25 protein-coding genes are annotated in these 24,792 nt (G+C 69.3%); 13 read left to right on the top strand and 12 right to left on the bottom strand.

Annotated features, from left to right (window positions below):
• Nucleotides 1–34 precede the first annotated feature (34 nt).
• On the bottom strand, nt 35–688 hold the full coding sequence (locus NOCYR_RS24775) for a TetR/AcrR family transcriptional regulator (protein ID WP_014353149.1): 654 nt from the start codon (nt 686–688) through the stop codon (nt 35–37).
• A gap of 125 nt (nt 689–813) precedes the next feature.
• Here NOCYR_RS24775 and NOCYR_RS24770 point away from each other — a divergent pair, with 125 nt between their 5' ends.
• The 4 genes from NOCYR_RS24770 (at nt 814) to NOCYR_RS24755 (ending at nt 3,739) form a co-directional block, all read left to right on the top strand.
• Nucleotides 814–2,349, top strand: coding sequence for an acyl-CoA synthetase (locus tag NOCYR_RS24770; protein ID WP_048833687.1), 1,536 nt, complete (start codon nt 814–816; stop codon nt 2,347–2,349).
• Between the two features lie 150 nt (nt 2,350–2,499).
• Entirely contained in the window at nt 2,500–2,718 is a 219-nt protein-coding gene (locus tag NOCYR_RS24765; protein WP_014353147.1) for a hypothetical protein, read from the top strand.
• Entirely contained in the window at nt 2,718–3,296 is a 579-nt protein-coding gene (locus NOCYR_RS24760) for a Clp protease N-terminal domain-containing protein (protein ID WP_014353146.1), read from the top strand. The genes NOCYR_RS24765 and NOCYR_RS24760 overlap by 1 nt, the downstream gene beginning before the upstream one ends.
• A gap of 59 nt (nt 3,297–3,355) precedes the next feature.
• The gene (locus tag NOCYR_RS24755) at nt 3,356–3,739 is read left to right on the top strand and encodes a phage holin family protein (RefSeq protein WP_014353145.1); all 384 of its coding nucleotides are present in this window, start codon (nt 3,356–3,358) and stop codon (nt 3,737–3,739) included.
• A gap of 10 nt (nt 3,740–3,749) precedes the next feature.
• Here NOCYR_RS24755 and NOCYR_RS24750 read toward each other — a convergent pair whose 3' ends face one another.
• The 4 genes from NOCYR_RS24750 to NOCYR_RS24735 form a co-directional block, all read right to left on the bottom strand.
• Nucleotides 3,750–4,397 carry a hypothetical protein gene (locus NOCYR_RS24750; RefSeq protein ID WP_014353144.1) on the bottom strand — a complete coding sequence of 216 codons (648 nt, stop codon included), beginning with the start codon at nt 4,395–4,397 and terminating at the stop codon, nt 3,750–3,752.
• Nucleotides 4,394–6,334 carry a hypothetical protein gene (locus tag NOCYR_RS24745; protein WP_014353143.1) on the bottom strand — a complete coding sequence of 647 codons (1,941 nt, stop codon included), beginning with the start codon at nt 6,332–6,334 and terminating at the stop codon, nt 4,394–4,396. Before NOCYR_RS24745 ends, NOCYR_RS24750 begins: the two co-directional genes overlap by 4 nt.
• Nucleotides 6,335–7,185: 851 nt before the next feature.
• Nucleotides 7,186–8,061, bottom strand: a complete 876-nt coding sequence (locus NOCYR_RS24740) for a 1,4-dihydroxy-2-naphthoate polyprenyltransferase (RefSeq protein WP_014353142.1) — start codon at nt 8,059–8,061, stop codon at nt 7,186–7,188.
• 21 nt (nt 8,062–8,082) lie between these two features.
• Nucleotides 8,083–8,550, bottom strand: coding sequence for an SRPBCC family protein (locus tag NOCYR_RS24735; RefSeq protein WP_014353141.1), 468 nt, complete (start codon nt 8,548–8,550; stop codon nt 8,083–8,085).
• Between the two features lie 127 nt (nt 8,551–8,677).
• On the opposite strand from NOCYR_RS24735, the gene NOCYR_RS24730 reads away from it, so the two are divergent.
• Together NOCYR_RS24730 and NOCYR_RS24725 are read left to right on the top strand one after the other, a co-directional pair.
• Entirely contained in the window at nt 8,678–9,472 is a 795-nt protein-coding gene (locus NOCYR_RS24730; RefSeq protein WP_231855987.1) for an AfsR/SARP family transcriptional regulator, read from the top strand.
• Between the two features lie 254 nt (nt 9,473–9,726).
• Entirely contained in the window at nt 9,727–12,435 is a 2,709-nt protein-coding gene (locus NOCYR_RS24725) for an ATP-binding protein (protein WP_158430208.1), read from the top strand.
• 81 nt (nt 12,436–12,516) lie between these two features.
• On the opposite strand, the gene NOCYR_RS24720 is transcribed toward NOCYR_RS24725, so the two are convergent.
• Complete coding sequence (locus NOCYR_RS24720; RefSeq protein ID WP_014353140.1) at nt 12,517–13,338, bottom strand: ABC transporter permease; 822 nt, start codon at nt 13,336–13,338, stop codon at nt 12,517–12,519.
• Nucleotides 13,335–14,327 carry a daunorubicin/doxorubicin resistance ABC transporter ATP-binding protein DrrA gene (locus NOCYR_RS24715; RefSeq protein ID WP_014353139.1) on the bottom strand — a complete coding sequence of 331 codons (993 nt, stop codon included), beginning with the start codon at nt 14,325–14,327 and terminating at the stop codon, nt 13,335–13,337. The genes NOCYR_RS24720 and NOCYR_RS24715 overlap by 4 nt, the downstream gene beginning before the upstream one ends.
• A 179-nt stretch (nt 14,328–14,506) precedes the next feature.
• On the opposite strand from NOCYR_RS24715, the gene NOCYR_RS24710 reads away from it, so the two are divergent.
• Nucleotides 14,507–15,079, top strand: coding sequence for an NADPH-dependent FMN reductase (locus NOCYR_RS24710; RefSeq protein WP_014353138.1), 573 nt, complete (start codon nt 14,507–14,509; stop codon nt 15,077–15,079).
• Between the two features lie 76 nt (nt 15,080–15,155).
• On the opposite strand, the gene menE is transcribed toward NOCYR_RS24710, so the two are convergent.
• The 3 genes from menE to NOCYR_RS24695 all read right to left on the bottom strand — a co-directional run bounded on the left by menE (nt 15,156) and on the right by NOCYR_RS24695 (nt 18,002).
• The gene (gene menE, locus NOCYR_RS24705) at nt 15,156–16,313 is read right to left on the bottom strand and encodes an o-succinylbenzoate--CoA ligase (RefSeq protein WP_014353137.1); all 1,158 of its coding nucleotides are present in this window, start codon (nt 16,311–16,313) and stop codon (nt 15,156–15,158) included.
• Nucleotides 16,314–16,670: 357 nt separating this feature from the next.
• Nucleotides 16,671–17,063: a VOC family protein gene (locus NOCYR_RS24700; RefSeq protein ID WP_014353136.1), complete on the bottom strand. Its 393-nt coding sequence runs from the start codon at nt 17,061–17,063 to the stop codon at nt 16,671–16,673.
• 45 nt (nt 17,064–17,108) lie between these two features.
• On the bottom strand, nt 17,109–18,002 hold the full coding sequence (locus NOCYR_RS24695; protein ID WP_014353135.1) for a 1,4-dihydroxy-2-naphthoyl-CoA synthase: 894 nt from the start codon (nt 18,000–18,002) through the stop codon (nt 17,109–17,111).
• 115 nt (nt 18,003–18,117) lie between these two features.
• Here NOCYR_RS24695 and NOCYR_RS24690 point away from each other — a divergent pair, with 115 nt between their 5' ends.
• Nucleotides 18,118–18,849 (top strand): PaaI family thioesterase, encoded by a 732-nt coding sequence (locus tag NOCYR_RS24690; RefSeq protein ID WP_081505507.1) that lies wholly within the window; start codon nt 18,118–18,120, stop codon nt 18,847–18,849.
• Between the two features lie 76 nt (nt 18,850–18,925).
• Nucleotides 18,926–19,372: a DUF6918 family protein gene (locus tag NOCYR_RS24685; RefSeq protein ID WP_014353133.1), complete on the top strand. Its 447-nt coding sequence runs from the start codon at nt 18,926–18,928 to the stop codon at nt 19,370–19,372.
• A gap of 99 nt (nt 19,373–19,471) precedes the next feature.
• Here the strand turns inward: NOCYR_RS24685 and NOCYR_RS24680 are convergent, their stop codons facing one another.
• On the bottom strand, nt 19,472–20,302 hold the full coding sequence (locus NOCYR_RS24680) for a siderophore-interacting protein (protein WP_014353132.1): 831 nt from the start codon (nt 20,300–20,302) through the stop codon (nt 19,472–19,474).
• 86 nt (nt 20,303–20,388) lie between these two features.
• On the opposite strand from NOCYR_RS24680, the gene menD reads away from it, so the two are divergent.
• The gene (gene menD, locus NOCYR_RS24675) at nt 20,389–22,020 is read left to right on the top strand and encodes a 2-succinyl-5-enolpyruvyl-6-hydroxy-3-cyclohexene-1-carboxylic-acid synthase (RefSeq protein ID WP_014353131.1); all 1,632 of its coding nucleotides are present in this window, start codon (nt 20,389–20,391) and stop codon (nt 22,018–22,020) included.
• 54 nt (nt 22,021–22,074) lie between these two features.
• Here the strand turns inward: menD and NOCYR_RS24670 are convergent, their stop codons facing one another.
• Nucleotides 22,075–22,296 carry a hypothetical protein gene (locus NOCYR_RS24670; RefSeq protein ID WP_014353130.1) on the bottom strand — a complete coding sequence of 74 codons (222 nt, stop codon included), beginning with the start codon at nt 22,294–22,296 and terminating at the stop codon, nt 22,075–22,077.
• Between the two features lie 187 nt (nt 22,297–22,483).
• Here NOCYR_RS24670 and NOCYR_RS24665 point away from each other — a divergent pair, with 187 nt between their 5' ends.
• From NOCYR_RS24665 to NOCYR_RS24655, 3 genes are all read left to right on the top strand, one after another.
• Entirely contained in the window at nt 22,484–23,077 is a 594-nt protein-coding gene (locus tag NOCYR_RS24665; RefSeq protein WP_014353129.1) for a TIGR03086 family metal-binding protein, read from the top strand.
• A 177-nt stretch (nt 23,078–23,254) separates the two neighbouring features.
• Nucleotides 23,255–23,935: a GAP family protein gene (locus tag NOCYR_RS24660; RefSeq protein WP_014353128.1), complete on the top strand. Its 681-nt coding sequence runs from the start codon at nt 23,255–23,257 to the stop codon at nt 23,933–23,935.
• Nucleotides 23,936–24,006: 71 nt separating this feature from the next.
• Entirely contained in the window at nt 24,007–24,711 is a 705-nt protein-coding gene (locus tag NOCYR_RS24655; RefSeq protein WP_048833684.1) for a demethylmenaquinone methyltransferase, read from the top strand.
• Nucleotides 24,712–24,792 lie beyond the last annotated feature (81 nt).

The following is a 24,792-nucleotide window of genomic DNA, read 5'->3' as shown; positions in this document are numbered from 1 at the left end:
GAATGCGCCCGGGACCGGCGTCGCGCGCGGCTCGTCAGCGGGGCCCGGTGCGCTCGGCCTCCATATGCCGCTGCTCCCGATCGTCGGACGTAGCGCGCACCCCCGCGATGATGGTGTCCACCAGAGCGACGATGTAGCCGGCTGATTCGGCGCTCGCCCGCTCGCGCAGATGCGGCGGCGTCACCGTGACGTGGTTGCTCACCGCGCCGGCGATCAGATCCGCGACCAGCGCCACCGACGTCTTCGGCGGAAGTTCCGCGCGCTCGATACCGCGACGGATGATCGCACGGGTGGCGCGCAGATGCTCCGGATAGGGATCGCCCGCGAAGGCCTCGCGCAGTTTCGCCACCCGATGCGCGTCGGCGGAGAGCTGACGGGCCAGCGATCCGTCGTCGGTGCTTTCGTGGGCCATCCAGCTGGTGGCGAATTCGATCAGATCCGAGCGCAGATCGCCGGTGTCGATATCGGCGATGAACCGGATGCGCGCCCGCACCGCCTCCACCAGCAGCTCTTCCTTCGACGACCAGCGCAGGTACAGCGAGCCCTTGCCGATGCCGGAACGCCGGGCCACCTCGTCGAGGGTGTACCCACTCCAGCCGCGTTCGGCGTAGACCGCCCGCGCGGCCTGATGGGCGCGGTGTTCCAGCTCCGGATCACGCGGGCGCCCGGCTCGTCGCGTCTCAACCACCGCAACATTGTGGCACCGGTCTCATTTTCCTATTTACGACGGGCTGCGTCCGTAATAGGCTGTCGCGAAATCTGGAGAGATGTCCGTCACAGTGGCGCCGCCGCTGCCGACGGTGAGCTGGAGGTATGCCGATGATCACGCCGCCCACCGACCTCGGATCCTGGATCGCGCGCAGGGCCGCGTCCGGCCCGGATCGCCCGGCGATCACCTTCGAGGGCCGCACCCAGACCTACGGCGAACTCCTCGACCGCATCGATCGGCTGGCCGCGGAGTTGATCGCCGGCGGGGTGGAGCCCGGCGACCGGGTCGGCTACCTCGGGCTGAACCATCCGGATTTCCTGGTGACGCTGTTCGCCGCGTCCCGCGCCGGCGCGATCTTCGTCCCGCTCAACTTCCGGCTCACCGCGGCGGAACTCGGCTACATCATCGGCGATGCCGGCGTGCATACGCTGATCGCCGATACCGCGCACGCCGAGGTGGTGGATCCGGTGCTGGCCGAATCCGGCGTGCGGCGCGCGATGTCGCACGCCGGGCGGCCCGGCTGGCAGACGCTGGACGAACTGCTCGCAGTGCGCGCGCCGATCGCCGAGCCGCGGCATCCGGCCGCCGACGACGTCGCGGTGATCATGTACACCTCTGGCACGACAGGACGCCCGAAGGGCGCCATGCTCACGCACGGAAATCTGTTCTGGAACAACGTCAATGCGCTGCTGTCGTTCGATACCAGCCAGCAGGATGTGTCGCTGGTCTGCGCGCCGCTGTTCCATATCGGCGGGCTGAACGTCACCACGCTGGTGTCGTTGCAGAAGGGTGCGCATCTGGTGCTCATGCCCGCCTTCGATCCCGCGCGTGCGCTGGCGCTCATCGCCGAGTACAAGGTGACCACCATGTTCGGTGTGCCGGCGATGTTCCTGTTCATGGCGCAGGTACCGGAGTTCGCGAGTACCGATCTGTCCAGTGTGCGCAGCTTCATCTGCGGCGGCGCGCCGGTGCCGGAAGCGCTCATCACCCGATACGGCGAGCGCGGTATCCCGTTCGCCCAAGGCTACGGGCTCACCGAGACCGCGCCGCTGGCGTTGGTGCTGTCCACCGATCAGGTGGCGACCCGGGTCGGCGCGGCCGGACATCAGGTGCTGCCGCTGTCGGAGGTGCGCTTGGTCGACCTGGACAACAACCCGGTGCCTGCCGGTGAGCGCGGCGAGATCTGTGTGCGTGGACCGCAGGTCATGAAGGGCTACTGGCGCAATCAGGCCGCGACCGACGCGGTGATCGACGCCGAGGGCTGGTTCCACACCGGCGATGTCGGTCAGGCCGATGCCGACGGCTTCGTCTACGTGGTCGATCGGGTCAAGGACATGGTCATCACCGGCGGTGAGAACGTCTACCCGGCCGAGGTGGAGAACGTGCTCTACCGGCATCCAGCGGTCGCCGAGGTCGCGGTGCTCGGCCTGCCGCACGAGAAGTGGGGTGAGGCGGTGACGGCGGTCGTCGCCCTGCAACCGGACGCCACGCTGACGCTGGACGAGCTGCGCGAATTCGCCCGCGCCGAACTCGCCGGCTACAAGGTGCCGCTGCGGCTGGAGTTCGTCGACGCGCTGCCACGCAATGCCTCGGGCAAGGTGCTGAAGTACCAACTGCGTGAGCAGTTGAGCGTGGGCTGATCGTCGCGGCACCGGTTCGATAGCGCCCCGGTTCTCGGTTTCGGTCGTGTGGCGACGCGGCGGGAATCGAGACCGGCCGGGGGCGCTTCATCATGCCCGCTGTGTCAATCTTTGTTGACAGACCGGCGATCGTCAATCAAAATTGACGCCATGACGGAAGCAACCACGCTGGCAGCGGCGGCCGGCAGCCCGGACCCGCAAGTCGGGCTACGGGCCGTGCTGGCGTTGCGCCGGCTGCTCGAACGGCTCGAAGCGATCCAGGTGGCCAATGCCAGGGATCAGGGCTGGTCGTGGCAGGCGATCGCAGACTCGCTCGAGGTCAGCAAGCAAGCGGTGCATCAGAAATACCGGAGAGGCAGGGGCCGCTGATGTTCGAACGGTTCAGCAACAACGCCCGGATGGCCGTGGTCGTGGCGCAGGAAGAGGCCCGGCAGTTGCGCGCGCCCGAGATCCGCGTCGAGCATGTGCTGCTCGGGGTGCTGTCGCAGGCCGAACCCGCGATGCGGGAAACGCTGGCCGCCGCCGGCCTCACGCATGCCGACGTGGCTGCCGCCCTCGCGGAGGACGGTAAGAACGCACCGCTCGGCGACCGTGACGCCGAAGCGCTGCGCTCCATCGGCATCGACCTCGACGCGGTGCGCGACAGCCTCGAGGCCACCTTCGGCGAGGACGCGCTCGACCGCGCCGAACCACCGGAACCCCGCGGACGTTTCGGTCGCGGCGCAATGAAGTTCGGCCACATCCGCTTCTCCCGCGACGCGAAGAAGACACTCGAGCTCGCGCTGCGGGAGGCCTTGGCGCGCAAGGACAAGGGCATCGAATCCGGGCACATCCTGCTGGCGATCCTGCGCGCGCCGAACGCGACGACAACGGCGCTGATCGGCGCAGACGAGCAGGTCGAGGCGCTGCGCACCCGAGTGCACGCCCTGCTGGACCGCGCCGCCTGAACCGCCCGGGTTCGGCTCGGTACCGCCCGCATCCGAGCTCCGGGCTCTAGCATGGCTCCATGCAGCTTGTGCTTCGGTTGGTCATCAACGCCTTCGCCATCTGGCTGGCCGCGACGTGGATCGACAAGATCGACATCATCAGTCCGGAGGACCAGGGCAACGGCGCCAAGATCGTCACGCTGCTGGCGGTCGCGGCCGTGTTCACCCTGGTGAACGCCCTCATCAAGCCGATCGTGCAGCTGCTGTCGCTGCCACTGGTCATCGTGACCCTCGGCCTGTTCCTGCTGGTGGTCAATGCCCTGATGCTGTGGCTGACGGCCTGGATCACCGAATTCACCGACTACGGCCTGCGCATCGACGGCTTCTGGGCCGCATTCTGGGGCGCCATCATCGTCACGGTGGTCAACTGGCTGCTGGGTGTGCTGGTGCCCGACCGGGACTGAGCGCGGGCTGTTACAACCATTCGCTGACGTCCATCGGTTCGCCGTCGTCGTCGAGCGGTGGCTCGATACCGCGCGGTCGCGGAGTGCCGAAGGTCGACGGCGGACCGGGTTCGGCCGCCACATCCAGCAACGCGTCGAAATCGGCGAGGGTGGCGGCCAATCGGGGCGCATTGCCATGGTGGACCTGCGGTTGCGGTCGGCCGCGGAAGTCGTGGGTCAGCCAGATATCGTGGTAGACCTCCAGATCGACCATCGGTTCGGTGCCGGTCAGGTCGATGCCCAGCCGCATCAGATCGTCCTGGATGTGCGGGATTCCGGCCGCGTCGAGGCGGGTGCCGGGGCCGGTGACGGTGATGTCACCGATGCGCGCCTGCCCGGGAAGATCGGCGGGACGGGCGGATTCGAGCAGCGCGGGCAGTTCCGGATCGGCGAGACCGCCCGCCACCGCCACCGAGGTATGCGCGCCCGGCACGATCCGGCCGTCCACCAGCCAGCGGCAACTCACCCGCGACGCCGACAAAACCCCGTGCCGCTCGGTACAGGCCGTCAGCCCTTGGGCCAACTCGAACTGGGCCGCCACCCCGCGCCCCACACCGACCGGCCACCAGGTCCAGACGAACGAGAACGCCGGTGCGCGCAGCGGTTCGGCCGCGGTCATTCCGGGAAGACTTTCGCGCCGTCGGGAATGATCAGCTCCTTGTCGTCGGAGAAGCGCAGTACGAACGCGATACCGCTGGCATTGGACCGGTCGGTCAGCGAACGCAGCGTATCGGTATCCAGCGCGGTCGACGGCGCGGCCACCTCGAGCACGCCGACCTTTCGTTCGGCCGGCGCGTCCATCAGCTGTTTGACCACCGACGATGTGGCCGACCGCAGCCCCTTGATCGAGGCGACCTCCTTGGCCTGATAGGCGAAGGTCACCCGGCCGTCGGGGCCCTTGATGCCGACGTCGATGTCGAAGCGTCCCTGGCCTTCTTTCGTCCGGCCGAACACCAGGTCGCGATGGCCCCGCCGGTACAGCTCGTCGCCGAGGCGCAGCTCCTGCATCGCCGCGGGGCGCGCGGCCGATGGTCCGCGGAACTTCGACACCAGATCCTTGAAACCTTCCGCCCCGGCGAGATGCCCCTTGCCGATGATGTCGGCGGCCTCGGCGCCCATCGGACTGCTGTTGGCATTGCGCAAGGCCTGGATCGTTTTCTGTTTATCCGGCCCGGAGATGCCGAGGCGGTCCATGACGCTCGATACCGCCGCGACCTGGTCCTCCCGCATCGGTTTCCCGGCGCCGCCCCGTTCCTGTGCGGAGGTGCTGGTCCGGTCGTAGCGCTGGGTCCACTTCGGCTGCGGGAGGGTGCCGCCGGACTCGGCGTAGCGACGGTAGCTGTTCGGCGCATCCTGGGTGATGTCCTTGACCTGCCGGCCGCGGTCGGCGGTCTTGTCCTGGAGCTCGGTGACCTGCTGTGGATCGAGCGCGCGCACCGTGACCTGGATGCTGGCCGTGATCGGGCGGGTCTGCCCGGCCGGGATGAGCTGGGGATCGTAGGTCGCGCTGCACGTCAGCGTGGTGGAGCCGTTGGCGGGCATGGTGCCGCTGCCGTTGCAGCCCGGACCGAGCGCCACCGGCACCGACGACTGCATGCTGACGGTGTAGTCGAATCGGACGGTGGTGACCCGGATGTCCCGCGAGGTGTTCACCGTATTGGTGATGACGAACTGAATCGTGCAGACGCCCAGGCAAGGGTTCTGCAAGAACTGCCCGTTGACGTTGCCGCCCACCGAAATCCGCGAATCGACGGCATTGCCCAGATCGTTCACCCGGCCCGGCAGCTCCTCGTAGATGCCGAGGGCGTCGTCGGCCTCCTCCGGTTCCGGTTCCAACGTGAACTCCGGCAGCTCGTCCTCGCCGGATTCACCCGACGATGACGCGCTGACGATGCGGTCGATGGCCGGCCGGTCGGACCCGTCGCCGCTGGGCTCGGCGGGATCGAAGTCGCTCAGATAGGTGGTGATCGAGCCGCTGGTGACCGGCGTGGATTCGTGCCCGTCGATCTCGATCGGCTCACCAACGGTGACGTCCGCGCCCCGCTCCGCCTCCGGATCCAACGCCAACGCCAGCCGCGCCGGCGCCAAAGTGCTCGCCAGATCGAATCCGAAACGCTCGGGCCCGATCAGCACCGGAACATCCGCGTAACGGGCGGCATCCTCGGGAGGTTCGCCGAAGGCCAGCCACTCCTGCTCGCTACCCCGCAGAAACGACTTCCCGCCCACGCCGAGATAGTCCATCTCGACGCCCTCGCGCACCGCCACCGTCCCGGTCGCATCCCCCACGTTCGTCACCGTGAGATCCACCCGCAACCGTCCCGCTGAAGCCCCACTCGGCTTCACCGTCCCGGTGAAATGCGTGGCAGGCGTATCCAGCAACCGCAACTGCGCCACCGCCAACGCCGACCGCCCCCGCTGCTCGACGCTCGGCCCGTCGCCGCCACCCAGCAAGACCACCACTCCACCGACCCCGAGCGCACACACGACCAGAATCACCAGCGAAGCGACCAACCACAGCCGCCGTCGCGAGCGAGCCGACGGGGCTTCGGTGGGCATCGAACCCCCAATCTGCGGGCCGAACCCGTACCCCGGCCCCGGAAACGGAGGCGGAGGAAAGGGTCCGCCGGGAACGCGTCCACCGGGCGGTGGCGGAATCTGCCCGCCGCCCGACCATGCCCCGCCTGGTTGCGGAGGAAACTGCCCGCCCCCTGGCCATGCCCCGCCTGGTTGCGGAGGCATTTGGCCGCCACTCGGCCAGTGTTGGCCGGGGTGGAACGGTTCATTGGTTGGTCGATGCCCGCCCGGTGGTTGCGGAGACTGCCCGCCGGTGGATGCTTGCCCACCGGGCGGCGGGAGCGCCGGCCCACTGCCTGGCCCTTGTCTGCCGGGCGACGGTGGGGAAGGAGCGACGCCTGGCATGTGTCCGCCAGGCGGTAGGGGCCCATAGGGAGGCTGAGTCGAAATTCCTTGTTGCGGGGCGGGGTACGGGACCGGTTGTGGTGCGTTGTAGGGCCCAGGCGGTGGGAACGAAGCAGGCTGGTGTCCGAGAGGTGGCGGTTTCGGCTCGGCCGAACCAGTCGGCGACTCGGATTGCTGCGCGGTGTCTTCGCGGTCGCCGGCCTCCGACATGGTCCCTCCTAGCGATGGCGAGACCACTTGAAGCGCCGTACTGCCGAGCCCCTCGCCCCTTCTTCAACAGTACGGCGCTGCCACACTTTTCGGGCGCGATCCATGCGTCAGTAGGTGAGCCGGTCGCACTCATTTCGCAGCAGGGCGACAAGGGTTCGAGCACTGTGGGTGACGGCTGTCCGGCCCGATACTGCTCGGCCCTCCCCCGACGACGTGGACATGAGGCCGGCGACACGCCGGGCGGGCCAGTCTCATGTCTCCCTCGTCGGGGGTTCAGTTCAGAGGGTGGCGAGGGCGAGGGCTGCGGCGGTCAGGGTGGACCAGGCGAGGAGGGCGAGGCCGGAGTCGCGTAGGGCGGGGATCAGTTCGAGGCCGGCTCGGCCGGAGCGGACGGGGGCGTTGGCGCGGACGGCGAGGGGGATGGCGAGCAGGCCTATCAGGGCGAAGGGGGAGCGGGCGACCAGGAGGAGTGTCGCTACGAAGGGCACGGCGAGCAGGGCCAGGTGCAGGGTGCGGGTGCGGGGGTCGCCGAGTTTGACGGCGAGGGTGACCTTGCCGGATTCGGTGTCGGTGCGGATATCGCGCAGGTTGTTGGCCACCAGGACGGCGCTGGAGAACGAGCCGACGGCCACCGCGAGCACCGCACCCACCCAGTCGATGCGCTCGGCCTGGACGAACTGGGTGCCGAGCACGCCGATCAGACCGAAGAAGACGAAGACGGCGATCTCGCCGAAACCGCTGTAGCCGTAGGGCTTGCTGCCGCCGGTGTAGAACCAGGCGCCGGCCAGGCAGGCGGCGCCGATGAGGATCAGCCACCACGCGGTCAGCGCAACCAGGACGAGACCGAAGACCGCGCCGATGCCCAGGCTGACGATGGCGGCGGTGCGGACGGCCGTGGGCGAGGCCAGACCGGAGCCGACCAGACGCAGCGGGCCGACGCGTTCGTCGTCGGTGCCGCGGATACCGTCGGAGTAGTCGTTGGCGTAGTTCACGCCGACGATCAGCGCCAGCGAGACCAGCAGCGCCAGAATCGCTTTCCACCACACCAGCCCGTCGATGGACGCGGCGGCGCCGGTACCTGCGATGACCGGGGCGATAGCGTTCGGCAGGGTGCGGGGCCGGGCGCCCTCGATCCATTGCGCTGCGGTAGCCATGTCCGCAGCCTAATTGGCGCGCTAGGCGGGCGCGGCTTCGGCGGCCACTCGCAGCCGGCCCAGACCCTTCTCGAAATCCTTGCCGATCAGGCTGTCCATCGAGATGACCTTGCCCATCAGCGCCATCAATCCGCGCTGCTCACCGTTCATCCGCCAGACCACCTGGGTGCCGCCTGCTTCGGCGGGCATGATGGTGAACACGACGTTGTTGCTGGATTTGAATGGCTTCTCGAAGTCCAGCGTGATGCGGATTTCCTGGTCGGTGCTCGAGGTGATCTGCATCGTGCCGCGGCCGGCCTTGCGGTTGCCCTCCCAGGCGTAGCGGGCGCCGACGCCGGCGTCCGGGCCGCTGTACATGCGGCGCAACTCCGGGTCGAGATCTTCCCACGGCGACCACTCGACCCAGTTGTGGAAGTCGTTGATCAGCGCGTGCACGCGGGCCGGTTCGGCCGCGATGACGATCTGGCGCACCACCTCGAATTCGGCCATTGGCCCAGCCTAGGCGACCGACCGGTCGGGCCGCAGCCGAATCGGCGCGCTTCGCGGCCGGACCAGCGCATACGATGACCACGGCATGGTTTCTGAGCGCAGCGGTCCGAGCGGCCGAATACCGGTGGTGACGCCCGCAGACTCGGTTGTGGTGGGGCTGCTGGGTGAGGTCGCGCTGCGCCGCGACGGGGCGCTGGTGCCGCTGCCCGGCGTGCGGGCCCGGATGCTGCTGGCCGCGCTCGCGGTGACGCCCGGCCGCAGCCGCAGCGCGCAAGCCTTGATCGACGACGTGTGGGGCGAGCAACCACCGCGCGCACCGATGAACGCCCTGCACACGCAGGTCTCCCGGTTGCGCGCCGCGCTGCCTGAGGGCGCTGTCGAGATCGGCCCGGCAGGCTACCGGCTGGGATTGACCGCCGAGCAGGTGGATCTCAGCGCGGTGACGCTGCTGCTCACGCAGGCCCGCGCGACGCACGATCACACCCGATGTCTCGACCTGGTGGCCCAGGCCCGGTCCCTGTGGCGCGGCGAACCAGGAGCCGACCTCACCGCAGGGCCGCTCGCTGACGAACTCGCCACGGCGGCGGCCGACCGCTGGGCCGCGCTGGACGCGCTCGAGCTCACCGCCCGCGAGGCCATCGGCGACCTGAACGGCGCGCTCAGCCTCGCCCGCGCCACCGCATCCGCCGACCCCCTCAGCGAACCGGCCGCCCGCACCCTGATGCGCCTGCTCGCCACCGCGGGCCACACCAACGAGGCCCTCGACGTCTTCGCCACCCTCCGCGCCGCCTTGGCCGACCACCTCGGCACCGACCCCGGCCCGGCCGTGGCCGAGTTGAACACCGCGATCCTCCGCGGTGACTTTCCCCTCCGGCCTCGGAGTCGACTGCCGGGCACGCGTCGTCGGCGAGCGAGCAACTGACCGATCCGCGAGGCGATCTCGGTGCCGGGCGGTCGGCCGATCGGCAAGCAGGTCCGCCGGGTGGCGATGATCCGACGCGGCCACCGGCGGCGGGCGGGCCGGTGTCAGTCGTCCGCGGCGATTTGACGCATCGGCAGGCTGGGGACGGGTCGGCGTCGGCGGTCCGCGGCGAACCGGCGTGGCAACCGGTTGATGGCGGCCCGGTGTCGGCGGTGCGTGGCGAACCGGTGCGGTGGCCTGCTGACGATGGGGCGGTGTCAGCGGTGCGCGGCGAGCCGGCGCAGTGGCCTGACGTCGACCGCCTGTCATCGTCTGCCCGCCGCGAACAGGCGCAGCGACCCTCCGCGATCGGGGTACGCGCGGCACCGAACGCGCTGCTGGGCCGGGCGGACGATCTGCTCGCCTTGGAAGACCTGCTGCGAACCTCCCGCGTCACCACCGTGCTCGGCCCGGGCGGTACCGGAAAGACCCGCGTCGCCAATGAACTCGGTGCTCGGATGGCACGAAACCAGCCGGTGGTGCTGGTGGAGCTGGCTTCGGTGCGGGCCGACGGGTCCGCGGAAGCCCGGGGTGAGGTCGAGGCGGCGATCGGGGCGGTGCTCGGGCTGGGGGATTTCGCGCGGGATCCGCTGTTGATCCGGGCCGGGATCAAGGTGGAGCTGCGGCAGCGGTTGCGGGATGCGTTGTCGGAGCGGCCGATGCTGCTGATCCTGGACAACTGCGAACATCTGATCGACGCGGTGGCGGAGGTGGTCGCCGATCTGGTCGGCAGCTGCGATCAGCTGACCGTGCTCACCACCAGCCGCGCACCGCTGGCGATCACGGCCGAGGCGGTGTATCCGCTGGCGCCGCTGGCCATCGATGCCGCCGGTTCCCCGGCCACCGAATTGTTCCTGGCCAGGGCCAAGGCAGTGCGGCCGACCGCGCGGCTGAATCCGGAGGTCGTGGCGCGGCTGTGTCATCGGCTCGATGGCCTGCCACTGGCCATCGAGCTGGCTGCCGCGCGGGTGCGGACGATGAGCGTGGAGGAGATCGACGCCCGGCTCGAGCATCGTTTCGCCCTGTTGCGCAGCGGCGACCGCTCTTCGCCGGAACGCCACCGCACCCTGCACGCGGTGATCGCGTGGAGCTGGAATCTGCTCGATGAACCGCAGCAGATCGCGCTGCGTAGACTGTGCCGGTTCCCGGCCGGATTCACCCTCGCCGCGGCGGAATTCGTGGCCGGCGGCCCGGAGGTCGGCGATGTGGTGGCCGCGGTGGAGGGCCTGGTCGGGCAGTCGCTGCTGACGGTGCTCGAGGACGATCGGCCCGATCCCGAGGTCGACCTTCCGCTGCGCTACCGGATGCTCGAGACGGTCCGGGAATTCGGCGAGGAACAACTTGCCGCGCAGTCAGGCACTCGGTCGACGGAGACCGGCCATTCCGAAACCGTAACCGCCGCTACGCGGACCGAACATGGCGATTCGCTCGGCAGCCCGCCGGACGAAGCGGAGTTGGTCGCCCAGCGAATGTGCGGCTGGGCCCGCGCTTTCGCCTTGAACGCGGCCCGCCGCTACCACGATTCCGACCAGGTGACGATTGTCCTCACCGTCGCCGCCGAGATGGACAATCTCACTGCGGTACTGCGCTTGGCCGATGAGCGCCGCGACGCCCGGACGATGTACACCGTGTTCCCGATCGCCGCCATGCTGTGGGTGATGCGCGGTGCGCATATGGAACTCATCGCGTGGGTACGCCGGATGCTGCCGATGGAACCGCCGCCGGATGGCCGCGGGATCGAGGTCGACCTGGAGATGCTCGGCTACGTCTACAGCGGTCTGCATCTGATGTACATGGAAAGCGACCTGCGCGACGCGGCGACGGTGCGCACGCGGGCACGGCGGTTGCTGCGCCGGGCCGGCGAACTCAGCGAAGCCGCCCGTTTCTTCGGCAGGTTCATCACCTGCCCGATCGACGGCTGGGCCGTGGCCCGGCTGCTCGCCGACGCGTCCCGCTCGGCCGATCGCGATACCGCGCTGGCGGCGTTGATCATTCGCGCCAATTCCTGGGAGAACCACGGGCAACTGCGTGGTTCGACGCGGGACGCGCGGATCGCCGCGTCGCTGATCACCGACGACAACGTGTGGTCCGGCGCGATGATCAATCAGCACCTCGGTGGCCTGGCCGGCCAGAACGCCCGCTATCGCGAAGCCGTCGGGTACTACGAGATCGCCGCCGAGCAGCTACGCAGGCTGGGCGCCTACGAGGAGAGCTTGGAGATGCGCAGCTTCCTCGCCGCCGCGCTCACCGGGGACGGGCAGAGTCGTCGGGCGCGCGCCGAACTCGAGCACGCGCTCGGCCTCACCGACGCCGGCGGCTCCCGGCTGGCCGCCCTCGACGATCCGGGTGTGCGGCGCAATCACCGGCTGTCCACGGTCGCGGCCAGCCTGGCCGAAATCGAACTCGCCGAAGGCAATCGGGAACGTGGCCTGTGGCTGTTCCGCCGCTCGCTCGAACTGGTCGGCTGGCCGGGCCGCGAGTTCGTGCCCGGTCCCGGGGTGATGATGCTGTGCGGAGCGATGCTCGACGCGCACACCCTTTATGGACACGCCGCCGAGATGACGGGGATGGCCGAGCAACTGGCCGATATCGCCGTCGAACGGCTCATCCAGTTCTGGGATGTGCCGCAGATCGGTGCGGTGGCCTGCGCGGTGGGTTCGCATCGGCTCGTCATCGAACCGGACAGCGCCGTCGGGCTGGAGTTGCTCGCGCTGGCACCGGCCGCCAAGGCCAGACAGGACTATCCGGTCATGGAGCTGGCGCGGCATCGTCAGCTGCACCGCGACACCGTCGGCCTGGACCGCATCGATCGGGCGACGGCCGAGGTGGCGGGCTTGCGCAGGCTGGTCGCCGCCGACCGGATCATGACCCTGCTGAAGGTGATCGCGGCCCGTACGACCGAATTGGGCCCGCTCGCACGATGATGTACGAGCCGGCCCGTGCGACCGCACTGGGCCCGCTTGCATGGTGAAACGCGAGCGGACCCAGTCGGGTGTGGCGCAGGTTCAGACCCGCCGCATGTAGGCGCGCACGGTCAGCGGCGCGAAGATCATCATGATCACCGCGGCACCCACCAGCGACCAGACCACGTGCGAGCCGGCATGCCCGTCGTTCATCAGGTCACGGCACGCCCACACCAGATGCGAGACCGGGTTGACGTCGATGAAGGCCTGCAACCAGCCCGGCATGGTCTCCTTCGGCACGAACGCCGGGGAGGCGAAGGTGAGCGGGAACATCACCAGCATCGAATAGCCCTGCACCGCCGAGGCCTTGTTGGCGATGACGCCGAAGAACGCCCAGATCCAGCTGGTCGCGAACGAGCACACGATCACCAGCGCGACACCGGCGATCGCGCCGAGCGGGTCGGGCCGGAAACCCATGAGCACGCCCATGACCAGTGTCAGCACCGAGGCGATGCCGTAGCGGACCATATCGGCGGTCAGCGCACCCGACAGCGCCGAGATGCGGGCGATGGGCAGGGATTTGAAGCGATCGAAGACGCCCTTCTCCATGTCTTCCTTGAGCTGCACACCGGTGACGATGGAGGTCATGATGACCGTCTGCACCAGGATGCCGGGGATGATGACGGGCAGGTAGCTGTGCACGTCGCCGGAGATGGCGCCGCCGAAGATGTAGGTGAACATCAGCGTGAAGATGATCGGCTGGATCACCACATCGAACAGCTGCTCGGGATTGTGTTTTATCTTCAGCAGGCCTCGGTAGGCCATGGTGAAGGTGTTGTCGAAGGTCTGTTTCAGGGTGATGGGCCCCGCGGGCTGTGGGACCGGCCTGGTCTGGGCAGGCGCGGTGGTCAGGGTGGTGGTCACGCCACACTCCGTTCGGATTCGTCGGTGTTGTCGTCGGCCGGATGGCCGGTGATGGTGAGGAAGACCTCGTCCAGGCTCGGCTTGCTGACCGAGATCTCCTCGACGCCGATCTCCCACTCGCGCAACCGGATCAGCAGATCCGCGGTGACTCCGGGGTCGGGCAGGGCGGCGGTGAGGCGGCCGGCTTCGGGCGAGGCGGCGGCGTCGGTGCCGAGGAAATCGCCGATGATGCGGCGGGCCTCGCCGAGTTGGCCGGAGTCGGTGAGGGTCAGGTGCAGCGAGGATTGGCCGACCGAGGATTTCAGTTCGTCGGCGGTGCCGTCGGCGATCACCCGGCCGCGGTCGATCACCGCGATCCGGTCGGCCAGCTGATCGGCCTCGTCCAGGTACTGCGTGGTGAGCAGCACCGTCGCGCCTTCGCGGACCAGCCGGCGGATGGTGTCCCACATCTGCGCGCGGGTGCGCGGATCCAAGCCGGTGGTCGGCTCGTCCAGGAACAGCAGCGGCGGGGTGGAGATCAGGCTCGCGGCCAGATCCAGTCGCCTGCGCATACCGCCGGAGAAATTCTTCAACGCCTTGTCCGCGGCCTCGGTGAGGTCGAATTCGTCGAGCAGCTCGGCGGTCTTGCGGCGCGCGTCGGCCCGGGACAGACCGAGCAACCGGGAGAAGATCATCAGGTTCTCCGAGGCGGTGAGGTCCTCGTCGACGGAGGCGTACTGGCCGGTGACGCCGATCAGCGAACGCACTGCGTCCGGTTCGGCGAGCACGTCGTGGCCGAAGATGCGGGCGCTACCGCCGTCCGGGCGCAGCAGGGTCGCGAGCATGCGGATGGTGGTGGTCTTGCCCGCGCCGTTCGGACCGAGCACCCCGTACACCGCGCCCTGCGGCACGGCCAGACTCACCCCGTCGACGGCGCGCTGGGCGCCGAACATCTTGACCAGGCCGTCGGCCTCGATGGCGAGGGGGCCGGTCGATGCGTAATCAGTCATGCCGACGACTGTGCGCGGCGGTCCTTGCACCGGGCTTGCACCGCGATGGCGTGGGCGCCGCAAGGCTGACGCAAGCGCGTCCGGGCCGCCGAATTGACCTCAACATTTGTTGAGCTTCTACCGTTGCCCGTGACGGTTCAACGCCGTCGAACAACCCCTCCGACCAGCGAAGGTATCTGATGAATCCTGAGACCGCAGTCCCCGATCTGCGTGTGGCCGCGCTCATCGGCAGCGTCCGTGACGGCCGCTTCGGCGTCCGGATCGGCGCGTGGGTGCACGACCGGCTGACCGGCGCTGGCCTCGACGTCGACCTCCTCGATCTGGCCGAGGCGACCATCCCGCACTCGATGGGCGCCCACGAGGACTTCGCGACCCTCACCGAACGCATCGGCCGCGCCGACGCCCTCATCGTCATCACACCCGAGTACAACCACAGCTATCCCGGGCCGCTGAAGACCGCCATCGACATGCTCGGGCCCGAATTGCGCGCGAAACCGGTCGGATTCGTGTCCTACGGCGGAATGTCGGGTGGACTGCGAGCGGTCGAGGCTTTGCGTCCGGTATTGGCGGAACTGCACGCGGTGACCGTCCGGGAAACCGTCAGCCTGCACAATCCGTGGTCATCGCTCGACCCGGCCGACGGGTATCCGGACAAGGCGGCCACCGAGGCGCTGCACGTGATGGCGCGCCAGCTGCTGTGGTGGGCCGACGCGCTGCGCACGGCACGAGAGCGAGCGCCGTACCCGGCCTGATCGCAGGCGTGCTCCGCCACGATGCGGAGTGCGATCTCGACGGCGCTGAGTGGGTTCGACCCGGGTCGGCGTACCGCTAGTGTGCCGACTCCGCCATCAGGATCTCCCGCAGCTTGGCCCGGTCCGGCTTGCCCGGCCCGTGCAGCGGCAACTCGTCCAACACCGCGAGTTCGCGCGGTGCGGCGATCGGGTCGAGTTCGCGCAGGACGTGGTCGCGCAGCTCGTCGAGGGTCGGGTTGGCGCCGGCCGCCGGCACCACCGCGACCGCGACGCGCTGGCCCAGACGTTCATCCGGCAGACCGAGGACGACGACCTCGCTGATCGCCGGATGAGTGACCAGCACGGCCTCGACCACCTGCGGGATGACGAGCAGCCCGCCGGTCATGATGGCCTCGTCGAGGCGGCCGCCGATGCTGAGCACCCCGTTGTCGAACGTGCCGGCGTCCTCGGTGCGGAACCAGCCTGGTTCGGCGAAGGCGGGATGGTCGGGCAGGCCGCGGTAGCCGGAGGCCAGCATCGCGCCGCCGAGCAGCACCCGGCCGTCCTCGATGCGGACCTTGGCGCCGTCGAGCGGGACCCCGTCGTAGACGCAGCCGCCGCAGGTCTCGCTCATGCCGTAGGTGCGAACCACGTTGATGCCCGCGGCTTTCGCGCGCTCGTACACCGGGATCGGCGTCGCGGCACCGCCGACCAGTACGGCGTCGAGCTGGGCCAGCGCGGCGGCGCCCGCGGGGGCGTCGAGGGCCTTGATCAGCTGGGTCGGCACCAGCGAGGTGTAGCGGCGCGGGCCGGGCATGCTCGCGACGGCGCCCGCCAGCGCCTCGGGCAGGAAACCACCGGAGACGTCGAGCACGGTCGGTTCGATCCCGGCCAGGATGCTGCGCAGTAGCACCTGGATGCCCGCGATGTGGTGGGTGGGCAGGGCCAGCAGCCAGCTACCCGGCCCGCCGAGGCGCTCATGGGTGGCGTTGCCGCTGGCGCGCAGGGCCGCCGCGCTCAGCATCGCGCCCTTGGGCACACCGGTGGTGCCGGAGGTGGTGACCACCAGCGCGACATCGTCTTCGATCGGCTCGCCGGGCGAGAGCGCACTGCTGAGCCTGCGCGCCTCGCGGCGGTCGCTGGTCGGGATCGGCAGCCACGCCGGGCCGTTGCCCTCGAGGGCCTCGCGCAGATGCGGCAGCACATCGCGCATGCCCGACCCGGTCGGCATCGGCAGGGTGCGAAGGGTACTCATGACCGCACCTCGCCGACGCTGGGGTCCGTCGCGGACATGGTGGTGGTGCCAAGAGTTCGCTCGCTCACGACTCCACCTCGTTACGCTCGCTCACGACAGGGATCGTGTCATGCGCGCGGGACCGGGTGCGGAACGGGTTGCCGTGACGGTGCGTACCAGCTGCGGTCGCCACCGGAAACACGGGGAGAACAGGCTCGGATAGGCCAAACATCGAAACTGCGATTCGTTCGTCGGATGTACGCGGGCTACGGTCACCCGGGCATCGACGGTCGGGCGGCCATCCGAGCGCTATCGTTCCCCTCGGCTGTCCGAATGGCAACTCGATGGCCGGTCGACACGCGCCGGGCGTGGCCGCGCTCATTGCGGCTTCCCGCGGTTGTCGCGCCGGATCGGATGATCGTCGGGCACCTCCACCAGCACGATCGCCACCCCGTCGGGATCGCGCACCCACATCTCGATCAACCCCCACGGCTCCTGCGCCGGCGGCCGTTCGATGGTGACGCCCTTGAGCGCGAGTTCCACCGCGGCCGCCGACGCGTCGCGCACCTGCAACCACAGTGCCCCGTCGAAACTCGACGGGCCGTCCGAACCGCCGTGCCCGGCGATCTCGATCAGCGACTGCCCGGCGAAGAAGACCGTGCCGCCCGGATACTCCCTGGCGACGGCCAAGCCCAGATCGTCGCGGTAGAAGGCCAGCGTCCGGTCGTAGTCGGCCGGTCGCAGCAGGATTCGGCTACTCAGGATGTCCATCGGTCTCCCTCGTGGTGTGGGTCCTCGCCCGGCGGTCGTGCCCGATCAGAAGTACCAGGGGTAGGGGCTCCAGTCGGGTGCCCGCTTTTCCAGGAAGGCGTCGCGGCCCTCGACGGCCTCATCGGTCATGTACGCCATCCGGGTCGCCTCGCCGGCGAACAGCTGCTGGCCGACCAGGCCGTCGTCGGCCAGATTGAACGCGTACTTCAGCATGCGCTGGGCCTGCGGCGATTTGCCGTTGATATCGGCGGTCCATTCCAGCGCGACATCCTCGAGCTCGGCATGGTCGACGACCTTGTTCACCGCGCCCATCTGGTGCATCTCCTCGGCGGTGTAGGGGCGGCCGAGGAAGAAGATCTCGCGGGCGAACTTCTGCCCGACCAGCTTGGCCAGGTAGGCGCTGCCGTAGCCGCCGTCGAAGCTGCCCACATCGGCGTCGGTCTGCTTGAAGCGGGCGTGCTCGCGGCTGGCCAGGGTGAGATCGCAGACCACGTGCAGGCTGTGCCCGCCGCCCGCGGCCCAGCCGTTGACCAGTGCGATCACCACCTTCGGCATGAACCGGATGAGCCGCTGCACCTCGAGGATGTGCAGCCGGCCCGCGCGGGCCTGGTCGACGGTGTCGGCGGTCTCGCCGCTGGCGTACTGGTAGCCGCTGCGTCCCCGGATGCGCTGGTCGCCGCCGGAGCAGAAGGCCCAGCCGCCGTCCTTGGGGCTGGGGCCGTTGCCGGTGAGCAGCACCGCGCCGACGTCGGAGGTCATCCGCGCGTGGTCGAGCACGCGGTAGAGCTCGTCGACGGTATGCGGGCGGAAGGCGTTGCGGACCTCGGCCCGATCGAAGGCGACTCGGACGGTGCCCTGCTCGATATGCCGGTGGTAGGTGATGTCGGTCAGGTTCTCGAACCCGGGTACGGGCCGCCACAGCGTCGGATTGAACGTCACGTCAGTGATTATGGCCCCGCGGCGGTCCGGTTCCGGCGCAGGTGTGAGCGGCTCGACTCCCGGTTACCGGGAGACATCGACTTGACGGTGTAAAAAAACGCGTTAGCGTGCAGGTATGAGTGAGCGAGTGAAACCGGTTATCGACGACCCGGCGGGCGAGCGACGCGAACGGAGGCGGCAGCCTGCGTCACCATGTAGTGAGCCGGGAGGCCGCCCATCGGACACAGCCGTCGACGAGTCGCGGTATGAGCGGCACGGTGGCTTTCCCAAGATCACGCCGGCGCGGGTCGGCCCCGATTTCGGGCCGTTCGTCGAAGCCATGCGCACCTTGCAGGATCTGACCGTCTCCATCGACGCCCCGGACGACGTCCTCGCCGACGCACTCGCCCAGGCGAACCGGTTGATCGAACTGCTCGAGCCCTACCGCGCACCCGAATTGCAGGGTCCCGCCGGACGCGCGGTGGAGCTGCCCGGCCGCGGCAGCCTGCTGCTGCTCCCGTGGCGCACCGTGGAAGCCGGCCCGGACGGCATCGTGATGACGGGGGTGTTCCGCCGCTTCCACCTCGGCGGCAACGCGGCCGCGCACGGTGGCGTGCTGCCACTGCTGTTCGACGATCTGCTCGGCATGATCGTGCACTACGCCGGCCGGCCCATCAGCCGGACCGCCTACCTGCATGTCAACTACCGCAAGGTGACTCCGCTGGAGACCCCGCTGACCGTGCGCGGGCGAGTCGAACGAATCGAAGGTCGCAAAACTTTCATCAGCGCGGAATTGGTCGATGAGCAGGGCACGGTGCTCGCCGATTGTGAAGGGCTGATGGTGCAGTTGCTGCCGTGGCAGCCATAGCCCACGCGAGCCCGAAAGCGATGCGTATAGTTGCGGCTGCTCGTCCATCGAAATAACGATCCGGAGGACCCTGAAAGTGGTTGCAGCACTGTCTGAATCCCTGCTCGACGAGGCCAAGCGCCCGGCCTTCCTCGCTGACGCCGTCCAGGTGCTCGATGCCGAGGTCTCGGACAAGGGTGGTGCGTCCGGCCTGGCTGTGAAGGGTGGATACGCGGCGGTCAAGAAGATCAGCCCGTCCATCGTGCCCGACGCGCTGGAGTCGCTGGCGCCCAAGCTGCTCGCGCAGCTGGAGCCCTACTGGCAGGAGTACACCGCTGCCGGTTCGGGTAGCTTCGCCGACCTGCTCGTGGCCAAGTCGGATGAGGTCGCCGAAGCGTTGCTCGCGGTGACCGACGAGCGGGCCGAAGCCTCCACCCGGCCCGCCATCAAGAAGGTCTACTCCTCGATGCGTTCCTCGGCCAAGAAGAACGTCGTGGAGGCGCTGCCGCGCGTCGGCGACCTGGTGCAGCGGCACGCGGGCTGATTCCGCCCCGGTGGTACCGCCGCGTTCGGTGGCGGTACCACACCTGATGTGCGGTCCCCGGCTTCTCGTACCGGCCGGGGCCACACCGAATTCCGCGGGTCAGCTCGGCGCGGCCTTGCCGAAACGCCAGTAGCCGGTGAAGGTGACGTCCGCCTTGGGGATTCCGCGCTCGTTCACCAGATGGCGCCGCACGCCGGACGCCAGGGCCTGTTCGCCGGCGATGAATCCGTACACGCCCGTATCGGGCAACTCGGCCGTGCGCACCGTGGCCGCCGCCAATTCCCCGATCTTCGCCGATTCGCCGGTGCGGGGTAGCCAATGCACCTGCACGCCTTCGGGTTCGCCGAGCTCCTGCACGTCATCGGCATGGGGGATCTCGAGATAGGCCGCGCCACGCAGATCGCGCGGCGCCGACCGCAGGATGCCTGCGAGGGCGGGCACCGCGCTCTCATCGCCCACCAGCAGCGTCCAATTCGTATGCTCCGGCGCCTGATACATCACGCCTTCGTCGAACAGGCCGACCGTGGTGCCGGTGCTGACGTTGTTCGCCCAGGCCGAGGCCGGGCTGTCGTCGCCGTGCGAGACGAAATCGATATCGATCTCGGCGTGCTCGCCGAATTGCCCGCCGCCCGCGGGGCGGAAATCGCGCACGGTGTAGTTGCGCACCAGCGGCCGGGTGTCCTTGCTCATCATCAGGTACTGCGCGTACCAGAGGTTGTTCGCCGCCGTCGGCAGCCGCAGCTCACTCTGCTGCGGGCGGCGCAGGAACAGCCGGAACCACTGGTCGTAGCCCATCGGGGTGAAGTCGGCGAGGTCGGGCCCGCCAACGGTGACGCGGACGAAATGCGGGCTGACCCGCTTGCTCGCCACCACCTCGGCGGTGCAGATCCGCCGGTCTTCCGGCTTGACGTACTTGGTGCGCTTGGCCATGTCACTTAGGTTAGCAAACCCTAAGAAACGCTGGGTGTGAGCAGGCTGACGCGTCCGGACGGCTCACGGTCTGAGAGGCTGGAGTGGTGAACCCGTCAACAGCACAGGCCCAGGTCGTCGTCGACGAGCTGGCGCGCGGGGGCGTGCGAGATGTCGTGCTGTGCCCCGGCTCGCGTAATGCGCCGCTGGCCTTCGCCTTGCAGGCCGCCGATGCCGCCGGACGGCTGCGGCTGCACATGCGCATCGACGAGCGCACCGCCGGGTTCCTCGCCGTCGGATTGGCCATCGCCTCGGGCTGCCCGGTGCCCGTCGTCATGACCTCCGGCACCGCCGTGGCCAACCTCGGACCGGCCGTGCTGGAAGCCAACTACGCGCGGGTTCCGCTGATCGTGCTCAGCGCGAACCGGCCCTACGAAATGCTCGGCACCGGCGCCAATCAGACCGTGGAACAGCTCGGCCTCTTCGGCAGCCAGGTGCGCGCGACCATCAGCCTCGGCCTGGCCGAAACCGACGACGCCGGCGGCTACGACCAGCACAACAGTGTCTGGCGCTCGGCGGTCTGCCGGGTGCTGGCCGCCGCGCGCGGCACCCGCTCCGGCAATGCGGGGCCGGTGCATTTCGACATTCCGCTGCGCGAACCGCTGGTGCCCGACCTCGCGGCCGGGGAGTCGCTGCCGCAGGGCCGCGCCGACGGCAGCGCGTGGACCGCGACCCGCTACGCGACGCTCGACGTCCCGCTCGATATCGATCTGACGCCCGACACCGTCGTCATCTCCGGCCACGGTGCCGGTCTGCGCCCGGAACTGTCGCAACTGCCCACCGTCGCCGAGCCGACCGCGCCCATGCACGGTCCGGCCCTGCATCCGCTGGCGCTGCCGCTGCTGAAGCCGCGTCAGGCGATCATCACCGGACGGCCGACGCTGCACCGTCAGGTGTCGAAGGTGCTGGCTGATCCGGAGGTCACGGTGTTCGCGCTGACCACCGGCCCGCGCTGGCCCGACGTCTCCGGCAATGTCGTCGGCACCGGCACCCGCGCGGTGACCACCGGACAGCCGCGTCCGGAATGGCTGGCCCACTGCCGCGATCTGAACGACAAGGCCGGTCAGGTGGTGCGCGAGGAACTGGCGGGTCATCCCAAGCCGACGGGTCTGCACGTGGCCGCCGTGGTGATGGACGCGCTGCGCGAGGGCGATCAGCTGCTGCTGGGCGCCTCCAACCCGGTGCGCGATGCCGCGCTGGTGTCGGCGCCGCGACCGGGTGTCCGGGTGCTGTCCAATCGCGGCGTGGCCGGTATCGACGGCACGGTGTCCACCGCGGTCGGCGCGGCCCTGCATCACGGCGGTCGCACCATCGCGCTGATCGGCGATCTCACCTTCCTGCACGATGCGTCCGGGCTGTTGATCGGGCGCGGCGAGCCACGACCCGCCGACCTGACGATCGTGGTCGCCAATGACGACGGCGGCGGCATCTTCGAACTGCTCGAACAGGGTGATCCGCAGTACGCGGGCGTGTTCGAGCGGGTCTTCGGCACCCCGCACGGCATGGACCTGGCCGCCCTGTGCGCGGCCTACCGCATCCCGCATCAGCAGGTCACGCCGGAGAAGCTGGCCGTGGAGCTGGCCGGGAACGCGCACGGCATCCGGGTGCTGGAAGTGGTGACCGAACGGTCGAGCCTGCGCGAACTGCACGCGACGGTGCGCGCGAAGATCGCGGGCTAGACCGCATTCGCCGCCGCCCGCGAGGTGCGGGCAGCGGCGTGCGTATCGGGTCGATCAGGCCGGGGCCTCGGACTCCTCGTCCTCGTATTCGTCGTCCAGCGGGACCGGAATCGACTGCTCCACCACATCGGCCGGGTTGGCGTTCCAGTTGTCCCTGGTGCGGAGCTCGGCGGTGTCGAGGCCGGTGTCCTCGTCCTCGGGCGCGATCTCGAGCGACTGTTCCGCCAGGTCGGCGGGGTCGGCGGCCGGGACCGGTTCGGGGGTGTTCGGGATCATCGTGGGCTCCTCTCCGCGTAAGCCCCGCGCGGTGCCGCGACGGGGCGGACAACAGTCCAACGCTGTCGAGCATGCTCCGGTCGGCCCGATCCGGCAACCACGGCGCGAGGTTTGCCGGCACCGATGAGTTCCGGCGGATGGTCCCGTCTCAACGAATGGACGCCCACCCACTCGCCCAGGAGCCACGATGACACCGGAGTTCGATTTCGCACCGGCCGCCACCACCCTCGCCACCGTCGTCGCAGGTATTACCGACGACCAGCTCGGCGCACCCACCCCCTGCGCCGACACCACCGTGCGGGATCTGCTCGCGCATGTGGTCGATCTGACCGAAGCCTTCCGGCAGGCCGCCACCAAGGAAGCCGTCGGCGGGTCCGTCGCGCCCTCCACCGGACCGGACAACCCGCTCGCCGCGGATTGGCGCACCCGCATTCCCCGTCAGCTGGACGCGCTGGTCGCCGCCTGGCGGGTGGACGACGCCTGGGACGGCGACACCGAAGCGGGCGGCGTCAACATGCCCGCCCCCATCATGGCCCGCGTGGCGTTGGACGAGCTGGTGATCCACGCCTGGGATCTCGCGCGCGCCACCGGCCAGGACATCACGGTCTCGGACGCGGACCTGGACCTGCTGCTGGAGTTCCTGCACGACACCCCCGCGGAGGGCACGCCGGGCTTGTTCGGCCCGGTGGTCCGGGTCTCCGACGATGCGCCGAAGGTCGACCGGCTGCTGGCGCTCACCGGTCGCGCGGCGGACTGGTCCGCGGCCAGGTCTCGGGTCTGATCGGCCGCGGTCGGTGAATCCGGCGGCCTCGCGCGGGCGACCAGATCCCCTGGGGCTGCACCCAGTTGCGGCCGGCCTGGCGCAGCGGTGCTGACCGGGTGATGTCGGCCTAGGGCGAGCGCGAACATCCGCCGGCCACTGGCGGGTCCGGGCGGCGCCGGTACGCTGGCCCAGGTCATGCTGGCCCTTCTTCTCGCACTCGCCGGGTTCGCATTCATCGATTCCCTCGACCTGCTGCTCGTCGGGGTCACCACGGCCATCGTGTTCGATAGCAAGCTGGGGCGCCGGTCGCCGGTGCCCGGTGGGTTGAGTTTCATCGCGGGCGTTTTCGCGGTCACCACCACGTTCGGGCTGTTGGCCGTGCTCGGCATCAACTTCCTGACCGGCCTGTTCGATTTCCGGCTGACGCCGACCGTGCGGGCCTGGGGTGAACTGGCGATCGGCGTAGCGCTCATCGCTGTGGCCTGCCTGCCCTCGGGCGCCCGCGCGCAGCCGCCGCCGTGGGCGACGGCGTTCCGGCGAAAACCCTGGCTGCTCGGCATCGTCGGCGTCGCCATCGGGCTCGCGCAGGCGCCGACCGCCATCCCGTATCTCGCGGGGCTGGCGATGATCTCGGCCCGCGATCCGCTACCGGCGCTGTGGCCGGCGATCGTGGTGGCCTACTGCGCGCTCGCCCTGCTGCCACCGCTGCTGGTGCTTGTGCTGGGCACCCGACGCTCGCGGGGTGCGCAGCGGGTCTACCGGAAAGTGGTTCGGGTACTGACGAAATACGGTCCGATCTCGGTGCGCGTCATCTTCGTCGCGCTCGGTCTCGCGCTACTCGTCGACGCCGGTGTGCACTACCAGCACCTGTGGTGAGCGGTACGGGTAATGCAGGCAACACCGGTGCGCGCATCGATCCGCGCGGGCGGGCGGTTAATGTCGGTGGCGTGGCGAAAACACACTCGGTCCGGGCCTCGCTGGACAAGCAGCCCAATGAGGTCGCGGCGATGTTCGACGAGGTCGCGCAGCGGTACGACTCCACCAACATCCTGATCTCCGGTGGGCAGGACTGGTACTGGCGGCGCGAGACCCGCAAGGCGATCGCGCCGCGCCCGGGCGAGCGGGTGCTCGACCTCGCCGCGGGCACCGGGGTGTCGACCGCGGAGTTCGCCAAATCCGGCGCCTGGTGCGTGGCGGCCGATTTCTCCCAGGGCATGTTGGCAGCGGGCCGGTTCCGCAATGTGCCGATGGTCGCCGGCGATGCGATGGCGCTGCCGTTCGCCGACAACTCCTTCGACGCGGTCACCATTTCCTACGGCCTGCGCAATGTGGCCGATCCGGATCTGGCGCTGCGCGAGATGCTGCGGGTGACCAAGCCGGGCGGGCGGCTGGTGATCTGCGAATTCTCCACGCCGGTGGTGCCTGCCTTCCGCGGCGTCTACAAGCTGTACCTGACCAAGGTCCTCCCGCAGATCGCCAAGGTTGCCAGCAGCAATCCGGAGGCCTACGCCTACCTGGCCGAGTCCATTCCGGACTGGTCGAATCAGCGTCAGCTGGCGTTGCGGATCGCCGACGCGGGGTGGTCAGGGGTCAAATGGCGCAACCTGAGTCTGGGTGCCGTGGCCCTGCACCGCGCCTACAAGCTGGGGTGACATACGTCGCACCGCGGTGAAAGCCCAGCTCACAGCGGTGGACGTCGGGTGGTGAGCGGAAACGTCATCTGTCGATAACAT

This window comes from Nocardia cyriacigeorgica GUH-2 (assembly GCF_000284035.1).
Taxonomy (GTDB): Bacteria; Actinomycetota; Actinomycetes; order Mycobacteriales; family Mycobacteriaceae; genus Nocardia; species Nocardia cyriacigeorgica_B.
Note: the sequence above shows the minus strand (reverse complement) of the source record. Positions and strands in the feature narration are given on the sequence as shown.